The sequence below is a fragment of the Roseateles microcysteis genome (assembly GCF_036880965.1).
Taxonomy (GTDB): domain Bacteria; phylum Pseudomonadota; class Gammaproteobacteria; order Burkholderiales; family Burkholderiaceae_C; genus JAUASW01.
The window spans coordinates 400,820-415,698 of record NZ_JBAJMV010000006.1 but is presented as its reverse complement, the minus strand read 5'-3'; the positions used below and the strand labels follow the sequence as shown (position 1 = coordinate 415,698).

The following is a 14,879-nucleotide window of genomic DNA, read 5'->3' as shown; positions in this document are numbered from 1 at the left end:
AGATGCACGATGCAGCAGTCAGGCATCGAGGACTGGAGCCGTTCCCATGAACCGCCTTGCAGCGTTCGTGGGGCTGCTGCTCGCGCTGTGCTGGCCGGCGCTGGCCGGCGCGCAAAGCATGGAGTCGGTGCTCTCTCCCGGCACGCTCTCCAAGGCCCATGCCAAATGGGACGAGAGCTGCCGCAGCTGCCACACGCCCTTCGACCGCAAGGCCCAGGACAAGCTTTGCGCCGACTGCCACAAGGACGTTGCGCGGGACCTGGCCGACCATGCCGGCTTCCACGGCCGCCTCAAGGCCGGACAGAGCTGCCGCGGCTGCCACACCGAGCACCGGGGGCGTGAGATGAACATCGCGCCGCTCGACACCAAGGCCTTCGACCACAAGCAGACCGACTTTCTGCTGAGGGGCAAGCATGCCGATACCGACTGCGCCAAGTGCCACGCACCGGGCAAGAAGTACAGCGTGGCCGCCCACGACTGCCTGAGCTGCCACAAGAAGGATGACGTTCACAAGGCGGCCCTCGGTGCCAAGTGCGAGAACTGCCACGACGAGCGCAACTGGCGCGACACCCGCTTCGACCACAGCACGACCCGCTTCGCGCTGAACGGTGCCCATGCGCCGGCCAAATGCGAGTCCTGCCACAAGACGCGCGAGTACAAGGAGACGCCGCGCGAGTGCGTGGCCTGCCATCGCAAGGACGACAAGCACAAGGCCCAGTTCGGCGACAAGTGCGAGAGCTGCCATGGCGAGAAGCGCTGGCGTGACATCGGCTTCCGCCATGACGTCGACACCAAATACCTGCTGCGCGACAAGCACCGCGACGTTCGCTGCACCAGCTGCCATACCGGGCCGCTCTACAAGGAAAAGACGCCGACCGACTGCCTCTCGTGCCACAGGAAGGACGACAAGCACAAGGGCACGCTGGGCGCGGACTGCAGCAGCTGCCACAGCGAGAAGGGCTGGAAGGAAGTGCAGCGCTTCGACCATGACCGCACGTCCTTCCCGCTGCTCGGCCGGCATGTGAAGCCGCGCTGCAACGACTGCCACCAGAGCCTCGTGTATCGCGAGGTGCAGACCACCTGCGTCGGCTGCCACAAGAAGGACGACAAGCACGAGAAGACGCTGGGCGAGCGCTGTGCCGACTGCCATACCGAGAGCGACTGGAAGGCGCCGCGCTTCGACCATGCACGCACCCGCTTCGCGCTCAAGGGAGCGCATGCCAAGACCGAGTGCCGCGACTGTCACCGCGATGTGCGCAGCTACCGTGAAACGCCGAGCAGCTGCATCAGCTGCCACAAGAAGGACGACAAGCACGAAGCCCAGCTCGGCGAGCGCTGCGACAGCTGCCATGACGAGCAGCGCTGGAAGCTGGCGCGCTTCGACCACAACCGGGCCCGCTTCGCGCTGGCCGGCGCGCACCTGACCGTTGAATGCAAGGTCTGCCACCAGAGCCTGCGCTACCGCGACACGCCGCGCGACTGCCTCAGCTGCCACAAGAAGGACGACCGCCACAAGGCCCGCCTCGGCGCGGCCTGCGACAGCTGCCACAACGTGCGCGCCTGGCGGCTCTGGCGTTTCGACCATGAGCGCCAGACCGACTACCCGCTGACCGGTGCCCATCAGAAGGTGGCGTGCGAGGGCTGCCACCGCGAGCCCGCACCGGCAGGCCGCAAGACGGCGCCGCTGGGACGCGACTGCGTCAGCTGCCACCAGAAGGACGATGTCCACGACCGCAGCTTCGGTCCTCGCTGCGACAGCTGCCACCAGACCACCCGCTGGAATCAGGTCCGCCACACCGCACCAGGAGCTCGCCAATGAAACTCATCCATTGGATGCTGGGCCTCGTGCTGTGGCTCACCCAGGCGCTCGCCGGTGCCGCCACCAGCGAGTTCGATCACCTTCGCACCGGCTTTGCGCTCACCGGTTCGCACCAGAACCAGCGCTGCGAGAGCTGCCACATCGGCGGCGTGTTCAAGGGTACGCCGCGCGATTGCGACTCCTGCCACACCAGCGGCGCCCGCTTCGCCAAGACCAACACCGTCAAGCCCGCCAGCCACATCCCGACCAGCCAGAGCTGCGACAGCTGCCACAACACCCGCAGCTTCACCGGCGCCAAGATGAACCACAGCGGCGTTGGCAGCGCCAGTTGCGCCAGCTGCCACAACGGCGCCATCGCGAGTGGCAAGACCAGCGACCATGTGCAGACCAGCCTGTCCTGCGACAGCTGCCACCGCACCAGCGCCTGGAAGCCGCTGTCGGCCTTCAACCATGCCGGCGTGGCACCCGGCACCTGTGTCAGCTGCCACAACGGCAGCAAGGCCACCGGCAAGCCGGCCAATCACACGCCCTACACCGGCGTGGCCTCGCTCGCTTCGCTGGCCTGCGACAGCTGCCACAAGGCCGGCTTCACGTCCTGGACCCCCGCCAAGCTGCATGCGAGCGTTGCGGTGACCGAAGGCTGCGCCAGCTGCCATGCTGCCCTCAAGCCAGCCAATGCGGTGCATGCGGGCCAGACCGCTTGCGAGAGTTGCCACAAGAGCACCAGCAGCTGGGGCGGCGCCAAGGTCGACCATGCGAGCTTCAATGCCTCGACCAACTGCGCCAGCTGCCACAACGGCAGCAGCGCCACCGGCAAGCCCAGTCAGCACATGCCCACGGGCAGCGCCAACTGCAGCAGCTGCCACAGCACCGGCAGCTGGAAGCCCAGCAAGTGGAACCACACGCAGCTGCCCGTCAGCAACCAATGCGCCAGCTGCCACAGCGGCGCCTTCCCGCCGGCCGACGGCAAGCCCGCCGCGCACACGCCGTACACCGCCGTGGCCTCGCTGGCAGCCTTGAACTGCGACAACTGTCACAAGGCCGGCTTCACCGCCTGGGCGCCGGCCAAGCTGCACGCCAACGTCGCGGTGAGCGAGGGCTGCGCCAGCTGCCATGCGGCGATCAAGCCCAACACGGCCGTCCACGCGGGCCAGACCGTCTGCGAGAGCTGCCACAAGAGCACCAGCAGCTGGACCGGCGCCAAAGTGGACCACGGCAGCTTCAATGCCTCGACCAACTGCACCAGCTGTCACAACGGCAGCAGCGCTACGGCCAAGTCGGCCAGCCATGTTCCGGTGGCGTCCACCAATTGCATCAGCTGCCATACCACCAGCAGCTGGAAGCCGACGAAGTGGAACCACACGCAGCTGTCGGTCACCAACCAATGCGCCAGCTGCCACACGGGTGCGTTCCCGCCGGCCGATGGCAAGCCGGCCAGCCACACGCCGTATCAGTTGGTGCCGGCATTGGCGGCCTCTAATTGCGACAGCTGCCACAAGTCGGGCTTCACGACCTGGGCGCCGGCCAAACTGCACAGCAGCGTGGCGGTGACCAGCAACTGCTCGACCTGCCACTTGAGCGTGCGGCCGACCAACGCCACGCACAGCGGCCAGACCGTCTGCGAGAGCTGTCACAAGAGCACCAGCAGCTGGACCGGCGCCAAGGTCGATCACAGCACGTTCAATGCCGCCACCAACTGCGCCAGCTGCCACAACGGCAGCAGCGCCACTGGCAAGTCGGCCAGCCATGTCCCGGTGGCGTCGACCAACTGCATCAGCTGCCACACGACCGGCAGCTGGAAGCCCAGCAAGTGGAACCACACGCAGCTGCCGGTGACCAATCAATGCGCCAGCTGCCACACGGGTGCGTTCCCGCCGGCCGACGGCAAGCCGGCCACGCACACGCCGTATCAATTGGTGGGCACCATCGCGGCCTCCAACTGCGACACCTGCCACAAGGCCGGCTATGCCTCGTGGACGCCGGCCAAGCTGCACAGCAGCGTGACGGTTACGAGCAGCTGCTCGACCTGCCACCTGAGCGTGCGACCAAGCAATGCCACGCACAGCGGCCAGACCGTGTGCGAGAGCTGCCACAAGAGCACCAGCAGCTGGACGGGAGCCAAGGTGGACCACAGCGGCTTCACCGTCGCCACCAACTGCGCCAGCTGCCACAACGGCAGCAGTGCGACCGGCAAGCCGGCGGTGCACATCCCGGTGGCGGCCACCAACTGCATCAGCTGCCACACGACCAGCAGCTGGAAGCCGACGAAGTGGAACCACACGCAGCTGCCGGTCACCAGCCAGTGCGCCAGCTGCCACAGCGGTGCCTATCCGCCGGCCGATGGCAAGCCCGCGACCCACACGCCGTATCAGCTGGTGGGCACGATCGCGGCGTCGAACTGCGACACCTGCCACAAGGCCGGCTATGCCTCGTGGACACCGGCGAGGCTGCACGCCAGCGTGACGGTCACGAACAGCTGCTCGACCTGCCACCTGAGCGCGCGCCCGGCCACGACCATCCACGCCGGACAGACCGTCTGCGAGAACTGCCACAAGAGCACCAGCAGCTGGACGGGAGCCAAGGTGGACCACAGCGGCTTCACCGTGGCGACCAACTGCGCCAGCTGCCACAACGGCAGCAGCGCCACCGGCAAGCCGGCGGTGCACATGCCGGTAGGTACGACCAACTGCATCAGCTGCCACACGACGGCCAGCTGGAAGCCGACCAAGTGGAACCACACGCAGCTGCCGGTGACCAGCCAGTGCGCAAGCTGCCATAGCGGTGCCTATCCGCCGGCCGACGGCAAGCCTGCAAGCCACACGCCGTATCAGCTGGTGGGCACGATCGCGGCATCGAACTGCGACACCTGCCACAAGGCCGGCTATGCCTCGTGGACACCGGCGAGGCTGCACGCCAGCGTGACGGTCACGAACAGCTGCTCGACCTGCCACCTGAGCGCGCGCCCGGCCACGACCATCCACGCCGGACAGACCGTCTGCGAGAACTGCCACAAGAGCACGAGCACCTGGACCGGGGCCAAGGTCGACCACAGCGGCTTCACCGTGGCGACCAACTGCGCCAGCTGCCACAACGGCAGCACCGCCACCGGCAAGGCGGCCAGCCACATGCCGGTGGGCACGACCAACTGCATCAGCTGTCACACGACCTCCGCCTGGAAGCCGACCAAGTGGAACCACACCCAGGTCACGGTGGTGAACCAGTGCGGCAGTTGCCATAGCGGCGCCTACCCGCCTGCCGATGCCAAGCCGGCCAACCACATTCCCTACCAGCTGCTCACCGGCGTGGCGATCACCAACTGCGACACCTGCCACAAGACCGGCTTCGCCAGCTGGGCCGGCGGCCGCTTCCATGCCAACGTCACCGTCACCGGCCAGTGCAAGACCTGCCACAACGGCAGCTACACCTCGCAGGGCGCCACGGCCAAGCCGGCCAACCACATTCCCGAGAACCAGCTGCTCAACGGCGCGGCGATGGAATGCAGCGCCTGCCACACCAGCGTCACCGCCTGGACCCAGAAGATGAACCACAACGCCTCGATGGGCAGCGGCGCCGGCTGGTGCAAGAGCTGCCATGCCTCCGGCACGGCCTACCTGGGCGGCATGGAGCGCAAGTCGCTGACCCATCGCACCAAGACCCCCGTGCCCACCGACTGCTCGGAATCCGGCTGCCACCGCCCGCTCGGCAACAAGGGCGCGGCCTACACGAAATGGGACTGATGAACGCCACGACGATGCGCCGCCTGCTGGCGGCCCTGACCTTCGCCCTGTGCAGCGCCGCGAGCCAGGCCCAGCTGATTGACGATGTGGAACTGCGCCGCCAGGGCGACGATGCCCTGGTCGTGGTGCGCTTCGTGACACCGGTGCAGTTCCAGCGCAATGTGGCGGCGCGCAGCGGTGACCTCGGCCAGGTCTACTACGACTTGCTGCCGACGCGCGACACGCTGAACCTGATCACCGCCGAGCGCCGGCTCACGACGCCGGCCGGCGCGCCACTCCTGATCGTGACCGACGAAAGCGCGGGCGGCACCGAGCGCAGCCGCAAGCTGGTGCTGCGTTTCTTCGGCGAGACGCCCTACCAGGCGCGGGCGGGATCCGGCAACCGCAGCATCGAACTGTTGCTGCGTGGCCAGGGCAGCAAGCTGGCCGAGGCCGTCGCGCCCGCCACCGCGCCGCGCACGGCCCCGCCTGCGGCGCCAAGCGGTCTGACCCTGGTGCTGCAGCGGCTCGAGGGCGATGATCCGGGGCAGGCCGTGCCGGTGCTCCTGCAGAGCTATACGGTGCTGGTGCGCAACCGCCAGGTCGACGGCCGGCCGCTGCGCGAAACCCTGGTCACCGGCATCGCGAGCGAAGCCGAGGCGCGCTCGCTGATCGCTGCCCTGAAGCCGCGCTTTCCCCAGGTGGCCATCGATGCCGCGCCAACCGGCACCGAGACCCAGGCCACCACCGCAGCCCTCGCCACCGCCCCGCAACTGCCCGCCGCGCTCGGCGAGGCTGACGAGGCCCGCTCGGCCGCGCTGCTGACCGAGGCGCGGCGCAAGAGCGAGGAGGGCGACCACACCGCCGCCATTGCGCGGCTGGAAGAGTTGCTGGCAATGCCACCGCACGGCCGCACCGCCGAGGCGCAGGAACTGATCGCCCAGGCCCGCTGGCGCCAGGGCGACACCGAGCGCGCGCGCGCCGAGTTCGAGCTCTACCTGAAGCTCTATCCGCAGGGCGAAGGCGCCGGCCGGGCCCGCGAGGCGCTGCTGACGCTGGCGCCGCCCCCGCCGCCGGTGCAGGCCGCTGTCGGTGCCGACGGCAAGGCTGCTGCGACCACCACATTGAGCGGCTCGCTGTCGAGCTTCTATTACGGCGGTCAGTCCAAGATCCGCACGCAGGACTTCCAGGACTCGCCGCTGGGCGGCCTGCCCGAGTTGGTCAGTGATGCCTCGCTGTCGGGCACCGACCAGAAGCAGATCATCTCCAGCGTCGATGTGAACTGGCGCCGCCGCGATGCCGACAGCGACCTGCGCCTGGTGCTGCGCGACACCTACAGCGCTGACCTGCTGCGCAGCAGTCGCAGCAAGAACAAGCTCTCCGCCCTCTACGCCGACTACCGTCTGACCGGCGCCGGCCTCAACCTGCGCGTGGGTCGGCAGTCGCCCACCGGCGGCGGCGTGATCGGCCGTTTCGATGGTCTGCAGCTGGGCTACAAGTTCGCGCCCAAGTGGCGGCTGAGCGGCGTGGTCGGCCAGCCCTCCGATCACCTGCTTGATGCCAAGCGCTACTTCTACGGCGCGTCCATCGAGGCCGATGAATTCCTGGTCAAGGGCCTCGGCGGCAGCCTCTATGCCATCGAGCAGCGCGTCGATGGGCAGGTCGACCGCCGCGCCATCGGCAGCGAGCTGCGCCTGCTGGCCGGCCCGGTCACCGCCCTCGGTTTGCTGGACTACGACCCGCTTCTCAAGGGCCTCAACATCGGCTCTGTGCAAGCCACCTGGCAATGGCAGGACAACACGGTCGTCAACGTGCTGTACGACCGTCGCTCGACGCCGATGCTGATGCTGGGCAACAGCCTGTTTTTCCAGAACCCGGTGCTGCAGGTGCAGGCCCGCACGCTCTACGAACTGCTGCTGACGCAAAGCCTGCCGCTGCTGCGCCAGCAGGTGCGCGACACCACGGCCTTCAGCACGCAAGGCATGGTCTCGATCACGCGGCCGCTCACCCCCAGCTGGCAGCTGGGCCTGGACCTGCGCCTGACCAATGTCGGCGCGCTGCAACCGGTGGCCGACATCCTGCCGAACGGCCAGCCCGGCACCGGCAATATCTGGAGCAGCGGCCTGCAGCTGATCGGCACCAATCTGTACTCGGCGCGCGACACCCATGTGCTGCTGCTGACCCTGCTGCGCGGCCCGAGCTATCGCGGCGAGCTGCTCTCCTACAACAACAGCTCGGCCGTCGGCGAGGGCTGGTTGATGGAGCCCTCGCTGCGCCTGTACCGCCAGCGCGACGACACCGGAACCGACAGCCGCCGCTGGGCGCCGGGCCTGCGTCTCAGCAAGCGCAGCACGGCCAAGCTGGTGCTGGAGGGCGAGCTGAGCATGGAGTTCAGCAAGACCGACGGCCCGCTGCGGCATGAGTCTTCCAGCCGCAGCTTCTACTACCTGGGCCTGCGCTATGACCTCTGAGGCAGACCTGCTGCTGCGTGCCCGCGAGCTGGCCTGCGAGCGCGGTGGCCGCCTGGTCTGCCGCGACCAGAGCCTCACGCTGGCGGTGGGCGGCTCGATCTGGCTGCGTGGTCGCAATGGTTGCGGCAAGACCAGCCTGCTGCGCGTGCTCGCCGGCCTGGCCCGCCCGGCCCGTGGCGAGCTGTGGCTGGCGCCGCAGCTGCGCAGCCTCTTCGTCGGCCACCAGAACGCCTTGAAGGACGATCTCACGGTGGCCGAGAACCAGCGCTTCCTGGCGCGGCTGTGCCGACTGGAACGCGGCGAAGCGGCGCTCGATCAGGCGCTCAAGACCTGGGGCCTGTGGAGCCGCCGTCACCTGCCGGCGCGTGCCTTGTCACAGGGCCTGCGCCGGCGCCTGTCGCTGTCGCGGCTGAGCCTCGCGGAGGACGCACGGCTCTGGTTGCTCGACGAGCCCTTCGATGCGCTGGACGGCGAGGGCGTGGCCACGCTGGGCGCGGCGCTGTACGGCCATCGCGCGATGGGCGGGGCCTGCGTGCTGAGCAGCCATTTGCCGCTGGGCTTCGACCGGCTGCCGCAGCTGGAGCACTGGGTCGAGGCGCGGGGAGCGGGCGCATGAGCCGCGACGAAGCGCTGGCGCTCAGAATGCCTGCGCCAGCCCGGCCCGAGCCGCATCAATCGCGCGAGCCCTCGCTGGCCTGGACGCTGCTGCAGCGCGACCTGCGGCTGGCGCTGCGCCGCCGTGGCGAGGCGCTCTTGCCGCTCGGCTTCTTCGGTGTGATCGCCGGCCTGCAACCGCTGGGCATTGGCTCGGACCTGGTGTTGTTGCGCCAGCTCGGGCCGGGCCTGATCTGGATGGCGGCCTTGCTCGCGGCCCTGCTGCCGCTGCCGGCCCTCTTTGCCACCGACCAGGCCGACGGCACGCTGGACCAGCTGATGCTCAGCGGCGAGCCGCTGTGGCTGCTCGCGCTGGCCAAGGCTGCTGCCCATTGGCTGGTCAGCAGTGCGGCGCTCGTGCTGCTCGCGCCGCTGCTGGGCCTGCTTTATGGGCTGAGCGGCGAGGCCCTGCTCGTGCTGGTAGCGGGCCTCCTGATCGGCACGCCGGTGCTGAGCCTCGTCGGCACGCTCGGCGCAGCGCTGACCACCGGCGTGCGCAGCGCCGGTGCGCTGATCCTGCTGTTGGTCCTGCCCTTGCTGGCACCGGTGCTGATCTTCGGCGCAGGCGCCGTGCAGGCCGTGCTGGCCGGGCAGAGCGCTGCGCCGCACCTCTCGCTGCTCGGGGCCGAGGCCTTGCTCGCCCTGGTCGGCAGCCCCTTTCTGACGGCGCAGGCCCTGCGCATCGCCCAGGAGTGAACCCATGATGAACACCACCGCCACGCTGCGCCCGCCCTGGCGCCTTTTCAGCCTCGCGGCGCCATCCAGCTTCTACCGCGCCACCGAGGCCATGGCACCGCTGCTCTGGGCGACCTGCCTGGTGCTGGCGGCCGTGGCCCTGTGGGTGGGCTTCGTCGTCGCGCCCACCGACGCGACGCAGGGCGAGGCCTACCGCATCATCTACCTGCATGTGCCGGCGGCCTGGCTGTCCATGGTGCTCTACCTGGCCATGGCCTTCTGGGCCCTGATCGGCTGGGCCTGGAACGTGCGCATGGCCGCGATGCTGGCGCGCGCCATCGCGCCCACCGGCGCGCTGTTCACGGTGATCGCGCTGTGGACCGGCGCGGCCTGGGGCAAGCCGACCTGGGGCACCTGGTGGGTCTGGGATGCGCGGCTGACCAGCGAGCTGATCCTGCTCTTCCTCTACCTCGGCTACCTGGCCCTGGTTGCGAGCATCGAGGACACCCGCCGCGCCGACCAGGCCGGGGCGCTGCTGGCTCTCGTCGGCGCCATCAATGTGCCGGTCATCTACTTCTCGGTGCGCTGGTGGAACACGCTGCACCAGGGCGCCACGATCAGCGCGACTGCCGCGCCCAAGATGGCCAGCACCATGCTCACCGCCATGCTGCTGATGACGCTGGCCTGCTGGGCCTATGCCTTTGCCGTCGTCTTTGCACGGGCCCGTGCCATCGCGCTTGAGCGCGAGTCCGATCATCAATGGGTCCGTCAGCTGCAGGCTGAGCAGGGCCCGCATCGCCATCGTCACGAATCATGAACAGCTTGCAATCCCTGATCGATCTGGGCGGCTACGGCCGCTACGTCTGGCCGGCCTATGGCCTGAGCCTTGCGCTGATGCTGGTGGAGCCCTGGCTTTTGCGCCGCCGCCTGGCGCGCGCGCTGGCGCCGCGCCAGGACGGGGAGGGCGAGGCATGAAGACGCGCAACAAGCGGCTGCTGCTGGCGACCGGCGTACTCGCCCTGCTGGGCCTCGCGGCTGCCCTGGTGATGAATGCCTTTCGCAGCAACCTGGTGTTTTTCTATTCGCCGAGCCAGGTGCAGGCCGGTGAGGCGCCGCAGGGCCGGCTGTTCCGCATCGGCGGACTTGTGGAGGCCGGCAGCGTGAAGCGCGATGGCGTGGTCGTGAGGTTCCGAGTCACCGACACCACGCATGCCATGGCGGTGGACTACCAGGGCATCCTCCCGGACCTGTTCAAGGAGGGCAAGGGCGTGGTGGCTCAGGGCCGGCTGCAGGGCGATGGCCGCTTCGTCGCGCAGGAGGTGCTGGCCAAGCACGACGAGAACTACATGCCGCCCGAGGCCGCCGAGGCGCTGGAGCGTGCGCGCAAGGGCGGCAGTCTGAACACCTCGTCGGCGGGTGCGCCATGAGGGCCGAGCTGGGACATTTCGCCCTCTGGCTCGCGCTCGCGGCCACCCTGGTGCAGTCGCTGCTGCCGCTGTGGGGGCTGCAGCGGGGCCGGGCCGATCTCGCGGCGCTGGCGCGGCCGCTGGCCCGCCTGATCGCCGGCCTGGTGGCCTTCTCCTTCGTGATGCTGACGCTCAGTTTCGTGGCGAATGACTTCAGCGTGCTCTACGTGGCCGAGCATTCCAATACCGCGCTCCCGCTGGCCTACAAGGTCGCCGGCGTCTGGGGCGGTCACGAGGGCTCGCTGCTGCTGTGGCTGCTGATGCTGCAGCTCTGGACCCTGGCCGTGGACCGCTTCAGTGCCCGCCTTCCCGAGCCTCTGGTGACGCGCTTGCTGGTCGTGCTGGCCTGGGTGGCGCTCGGCTTCCTGCTCTTCATGCTGCTGACCTCGAACCCGTTCGAGCGCTTGATACCCGCTGCGCCCGACGGCCGTGACCTGAACCCGCTGCTGCAGGACCCTGGCATGGTCATCCACCCGCCCATGCTCTACATGGGCTATGTCGGCTTCTCGGTGGCCTTCGCCTTCGCCATCGCGGCGCTGCTGAGCGGCGAGCTCGATGCGCAGTGGGCCCGCTGGACGCGACCCTGGACCACGGCCGCCTGGGTCTTCCTCACGCTCGGGATCATGCTCGGCAGCTGGTGGGCCTACTACGAGCTGGGCTGGGGCGGCTGGTGGTTCTGGGACCCGGTGGAGAACGCCTCCTTCATGCCCTGGCTGGTGGGCACGGCGCTGATCCATTCGCTCGCAGTGACCGAGAAGCGCGGTGCCTTCAAGTCCTGGACCGTGCTGATGGCCATCCTCGCCTTCTCGCTGTCACTGCTCGGTACCTTCCTCGTGCGCTCGGGCGTGCTGAGCTCGGTCCATGCCTTCGCGTCGGACCCGAAGCGCGGGCTCTTCATCCTCGCCTTCCTGGGCGTGACCGTGGGCGGGGCGCTCGCGCTCTACGGCTGGCGCTCGGGCAAGGTGGGCCTGGGGGCGCGCTTCGAGCTGCTGTCGCGCGAGACGGCCCTCCTGGCCAACAACGTGCTGCTGCTGGTGGCCACGGCCGCCGTGCTGCTGGGCACGCTGTATCCGCTGGTGCTCGATGGCCTGGGCCTCGGCAAGATCTCGGTCGGCGTGCCTTACTTCGAATCGGTCTTCGTGCCGCTGATGGCGCCGCTGCTCTTCCTGATGGCCGTCGGGCCGTTGCTGCGCTGGAAAGCGGCCGAACTGCCGCCGCTGCTGCTGCGCTTGCGCTGGGCTGCCGTGGTGGCCGTGCTGGCCGGTGTGGGCAGCACCTGGGCGGCGGGTCGCATCGGTTGGCAGGCGGCGCTGGGGCTGACGGCGGCGTTCTGGATCTTTGCAGGCGTGCTCAGCGACCTCTGGCCGCGAGGCGCGACCTGGGCCGAGCGCTGGCGCCAGCTGGCCGCGCAGCCGCGTGGTGCCTGGGGCATGTGGATGGCCCATGCCGGCGTGGCGGTCTTCATCATCGGCGTGGTGATGGTGAAGGGCTACGAGCAGGAGCGCGACGTGCGCGTGCGGCCCGGCGACACGGTGAGCTTCGAGCGCCTCAGCTTCCGCTTCCTCGGCGTGGAAGACGTGCAAGGCCCCAACTACCTGGCGGCGCGCGGCACGGTCGAAGCCTGGCGTGGCGAGAAGCGCGTGGCCGTGATGCATCCGGAGAAGCGCATCTACCGCGTGCAGCAGAACCCGATGACCGAGGCCGCGATCCACACGGGGCTGCGTGGCGACCTCTATGTCTCGCTCGGCGAAGCGCTCGAGGACGGCTCCTGGACCTTGCGCGTCTACCTCAAGCCTTTCGTCGACTGGATCTGGGGCGGCTGTGTCTTGATGGCCCTGGGTGGCGCCGTGGCCGCCACGGACAGACGCTATCGACAAGCGATACGCGAACGGCGCACGGCCGCTTCGCCGGTGCAGGAGGTCCTGGCATGAAACCGCTGTTCAAGCATTGGAAGCTCTGGCTGCCGCTGCTGCTGTTCGCCGTGCTGCTCGCCTTCCTGGCGCGCGGTCTCTCGCGCGACCCGCGCGAGGTGCCGAGCCCCTTCATCGACAAGCCGGCCCCGGCCCTGGACCTGCCGCGCCTCGATCAGGCCGGGCTGCGCCTGCGCCGTGAGGACCTGCTCGGCAAGGTCTGGATGCTCAATGTCTGGGCCTCCTGGTGCGTGGCCTGCCGCGAGGAGCACGAGACCTTGCTCGCCTACTCGAGGCGCGGCCGCGTGGCCGTCTACGGCCTCAACTACAAGGACACGCGGCCGGCCGGCCAGGACTGGCTGCGCCGCTTCGGCAACCCCTATGTGGCCTCGGGCTTCGATGACCAGGGCCTGGCCGGCATCGACTGGGGCGTCTATGGCGTGCCCGAGACCTTCGTGATCGACATGGATGGCCGGGTGCGTCTCAAGCACGTTGGCCCGCTGACCGAGCAGGTCATCGCCGAGAAGATCGAGCCGCTGCTCGCGCAACTGGGAGTCTGAGCATGAAGCGCTGCTGGATGTTCTTCCTGCTGTACCTGCAGGCCCTGCCTGGTGCCTGGGCTGGCGAAGCGGCACCGCTCGCGGCCGACCCGGGGCTCGAGGCCCGCGTGATGGCCGTGTCCTCGGAACTGCGCTGCCTGGTCTGCCAGAACCAGACCATCGCCGACTCGCATGCGGGCCTGGCCATCGACCTGCGCGAACAAGTCCGCCAACGCCTGGCGCGGGGCGAGAGCGAGGCCCAGGTGATCGCCTTCATGACCCAGCGCTATGGCGACTTCGTGCTGTACCGGCCGCCGGTCCAGCCCAGCACCTGGCTGCTGTGGTTCGGGCCGGCCCTGCTGCTGTTCGCGGCGCTGGCGGCCCTGCTGCTGCACCTGGCGCGGCGGCGCAACCTGGCCGACGCCGCCTTCGAACCCGACCCCACCGATGACCTCCAGGAACCCCGCCGATGAATCCGAACGACCTGAACCTGCTGCGCCAGCGCATCGAGAAGCTGGACCAGATGCAGCGCGACGGCCTGCTGTCTGAAGCCCTGCACCAGGAAAGCCGCCAGGCGCTGGAGCGAGAGCTGGTGGCGGCGGTGCTGGCCGCGCCGGCCGTTGCCACGGCCACGCCGCGTGCCGGGCTGCGCACCTGGCTGCTGGTCGGCGCCGTGGTGGCCGGCCTGGGCGGTGCCGGCTACTGGTGGAGCGGCTCGGCCGAGGCCGGCTGGTCCGGCATGCAGACGGGCTTGACCCCGTCGGCCGCGCCGTCGGCCACGGCGGCTTCGGCGCCGCATGCGCTCGGCAACGAGCAGATGGCGGCCATGGTGCAGAGCCTCGCTGAGCGGCTCAAGACCAGCCCCGACGATGCCGAAGGCTGGGGCATGCTGGCCCGCTCCTACGCCACCCTCGGCCGGCCGGCCGAGGCGCTGCCGGCCTACGAGCGCGCGCTCAAGCTGGCACCCAAGGATGCGCAGCTGATGGCCGATTACGCCGACACCCTTGCCCTGCAGCAGGGCCGGCAGCTCAGCGGCGCGCCGATGGAATGGATACGCAAGGCCTTGCAGATGGATCCGCACCAGCCCAAGGCCCTGCTGCTGGCCGGCACCGAGGCCTTCAATCGCCAGGACTACGCCGCCGCGCTCAAGCACTGGGAGGCGGTGGTGCAGGGTGGCGTGGGGGGCAATCTGGTCGAGCAGGCGCGGGCCGGCGTCGAGGATGCGCGCCAGGCGCTTGGTCAGCCGGCTGCCGCCAGTGCGGCCCTGCCGGGCCTGGCCGGCGCTCGCGTGACCGGCCAGGTCAGCCTCGCACCGGCCCTGCTGAAACAGGTGCAGCCGGACGACACGGTGTTCGTCTTCGCCCGCCCAGCGCAAGGGGCGCGCATGCCGCTGGCGATGCTGCGCAAGCAGGTGAAAGACCTGCCCCTGTCCTTCGTGCTCGACGACTCGCTGGCCATGAGTCCGCAGGCCCGCCTGTCCTCGGCCCGCGAGGTCGTGGTCAGCGCCCGAATCTCGCGCAGTGGCCAGGCCCAGCCTCAGCCCGGCGACCTGGAAGGCAGCACGGCGGCCGTGGCCGTGGGCAGCGAGCAGCTGAAGCTCGTGATCGCGACGCCGGTGAAGTGAAGCCG

12 protein-coding genes are annotated in these 14,879 nt (G+C 69.3%); all 12 read left to right on the top strand.

Features of this window, described 5'->3' with window-relative positions:
* Positions 1-46: 46 nt before the first annotated feature.
* From V3596_RS18555 to ccmI, 12 genes are read left to right on the top strand one after another with little or no spacing between them, the layout of a single operon-like run.
* On the top strand, positions 47-1,819 hold the full coding sequence (locus tag V3596_RS18555) for a cytochrome c3 family protein (protein ID WP_334279293.1): 1,773 nt from the start codon (positions 47-49) through the stop codon (positions 1,817-1,819).
* Complete coding sequence (locus V3596_RS18550; RefSeq protein ID WP_334279291.1) at positions 1,816-5,556, top strand: cytochrome c3 family protein; 3,741 nt, start codon at positions 1,816-1,818, stop codon at positions 5,554-5,556. Before V3596_RS18555 ends, V3596_RS18550 begins: the two co-directional genes overlap by 4 nt.
* Positions 5,556-8,006, top strand: a complete 2,451-nt coding sequence (gene bamD, locus V3596_RS18545; protein WP_334279290.1) for an outer membrane protein assembly factor BamD — start codon at positions 5,556-5,558, stop codon at positions 8,004-8,006. The genes V3596_RS18550 and bamD overlap by 1 nt, the downstream gene beginning before the upstream one ends.
* Positions 7,996-8,622 carry a heme ABC exporter ATP-binding protein CcmA gene (gene ccmA, locus V3596_RS18540; protein ID WP_334279289.1) on the top strand — a complete coding sequence of 209 codons (627 nt, stop codon included), beginning with the start codon at positions 7,996-7,998 and terminating at the stop codon, positions 8,620-8,622. Before bamD ends, ccmA begins: the two co-directional genes overlap by 11 nt.
* A complete protein-coding gene (ccmB, locus tag V3596_RS18535) occupies positions 8,619-9,356 on the top strand; it encodes a heme exporter protein CcmB (RefSeq protein ID WP_334279288.1) in 738 nt (245 codons plus the stop codon). The genes ccmA and ccmB overlap by 4 nt, the downstream gene beginning before the upstream one ends.
* Before the next feature lie 4 nt (positions 9,357-9,360).
* Entirely contained in the window at positions 9,361-10,152 is a 792-nt protein-coding gene (gene ccmC, locus V3596_RS18530) for a heme ABC transporter permease CcmC (protein WP_416383992.1), read from the top strand.
* The gene (gene ccmD, locus V3596_RS18525; RefSeq protein ID WP_334279287.1) at positions 10,149-10,310 is read left to right on the top strand and encodes a heme exporter protein CcmD; all 162 of its coding nucleotides are present in this window, start codon (positions 10,149-10,151) and stop codon (positions 10,308-10,310) included. Before ccmC ends, ccmD begins: the two co-directional genes overlap by 4 nt.
* Positions 10,307-10,762 carry a cytochrome c maturation protein CcmE gene (ccmE, locus tag V3596_RS18520; protein WP_334279286.1) on the top strand — a complete coding sequence of 152 codons (456 nt, stop codon included), beginning with the start codon at positions 10,307-10,309 and terminating at the stop codon, positions 10,760-10,762. Before ccmD ends, ccmE begins: the two co-directional genes overlap by 4 nt.
* Positions 10,759-12,732, top strand: a complete 1,974-nt coding sequence (locus tag V3596_RS18515; RefSeq protein WP_334279285.1) for a heme lyase CcmF/NrfE family subunit — start codon at positions 10,759-10,761, stop codon at positions 12,730-12,732. Before ccmE ends, V3596_RS18515 begins: the two co-directional genes overlap by 4 nt.
* Positions 12,729-13,271 carry a DsbE family thiol:disulfide interchange protein gene (locus tag V3596_RS18510; RefSeq protein WP_334279284.1) on the top strand — a complete coding sequence of 181 codons (543 nt, stop codon included), beginning with the start codon at positions 12,729-12,731 and terminating at the stop codon, positions 13,269-13,271. Before V3596_RS18515 ends, V3596_RS18510 begins: the two co-directional genes overlap by 4 nt.
* Before the next feature lie 2 nt (positions 13,272-13,273).
* Positions 13,274-13,723: a cytochrome c-type biogenesis protein gene (locus V3596_RS18505; RefSeq protein ID WP_334279283.1), complete on the top strand. Its 450-nt coding sequence runs from the start codon at positions 13,274-13,276 to the stop codon at positions 13,721-13,723.
* Positions 13,720-14,874, top strand: coding sequence for a c-type cytochrome biogenesis protein CcmI (ccmI, locus tag V3596_RS18500; RefSeq protein WP_334279282.1), 1,155 nt, complete (start codon positions 13,720-13,722; stop codon positions 14,872-14,874). The genes V3596_RS18505 and ccmI overlap by 4 nt, the downstream gene beginning before the upstream one ends.
* Positions 14,875-14,879: the final 5 nt, after the last annotated feature.

Excerpts from the sequence above, each read along its gene's own strand:
- V3596_RS18555 (WP_334279293.1), top strand. The coding sequence starts at position 47 with ATGAACCGCCTTGCAGCGTTCGTGGGGCTGCTGCTCGCGCTGTGCTGG.
- V3596_RS18550 (WP_334279291.1), top strand. The coding sequence starts at position 1,816 with ATGAAACTCATCCATTGGATGCTGGGCCTCGTGCTGTGGCTCACCCAG.
- bamD (WP_334279290.1), top strand. The coding sequence starts at position 5,556 with ATGAACGCCACGACGATGCGCCGCCTGCTGGCGGCCCTGACCTTCGCC.
- ccmA (WP_334279289.1), top strand. The coding sequence starts at position 7,996 with ATGACCTCTGAGGCAGACCTGCTGCTGCGTGCCCGCGAGCTGGCCTGC.
- ccmB (WP_334279288.1), top strand. The coding sequence starts at position 8,619 with ATGAGCCGCGACGAAGCGCTGGCGCTCAGAATGCCTGCGCCAGCCCGG.
- ccmC (WP_416383992.1), top strand. The coding sequence starts at position 9,361 with ATGATGAACACCACCGCCACGCTGCGCCCGCCCTGGCGCCTTTTCAGC.
- ccmD (WP_334279287.1), top strand. The coding sequence starts at position 10,149 with ATGAACAGCTTGCAATCCCTGATCGATCTGGGCGGCTACGGCCGCTAC.
- ccmE (WP_334279286.1), top strand. The coding sequence starts at position 10,307 with ATGAAGACGCGCAACAAGCGGCTGCTGCTGGCGACCGGCGTACTCGCC.
- V3596_RS18515 (WP_334279285.1), top strand. The coding sequence starts at position 10,759 with ATGAGGGCCGAGCTGGGACATTTCGCCCTCTGGCTCGCGCTCGCGGCC.
- V3596_RS18510 (WP_334279284.1), top strand. The coding sequence starts at position 12,729 with ATGAAACCGCTGTTCAAGCATTGGAAGCTCTGGCTGCCGCTGCTGCTG.
- V3596_RS18505 (WP_334279283.1), top strand. The coding sequence starts at position 13,274 with ATGAAGCGCTGCTGGATGTTCTTCCTGCTGTACCTGCAGGCCCTGCCT.
- ccmI (WP_334279282.1), top strand. The coding sequence starts at position 13,720 with ATGAATCCGAACGACCTGAACCTGCTGCGCCAGCGCATCGAGAAGCTG.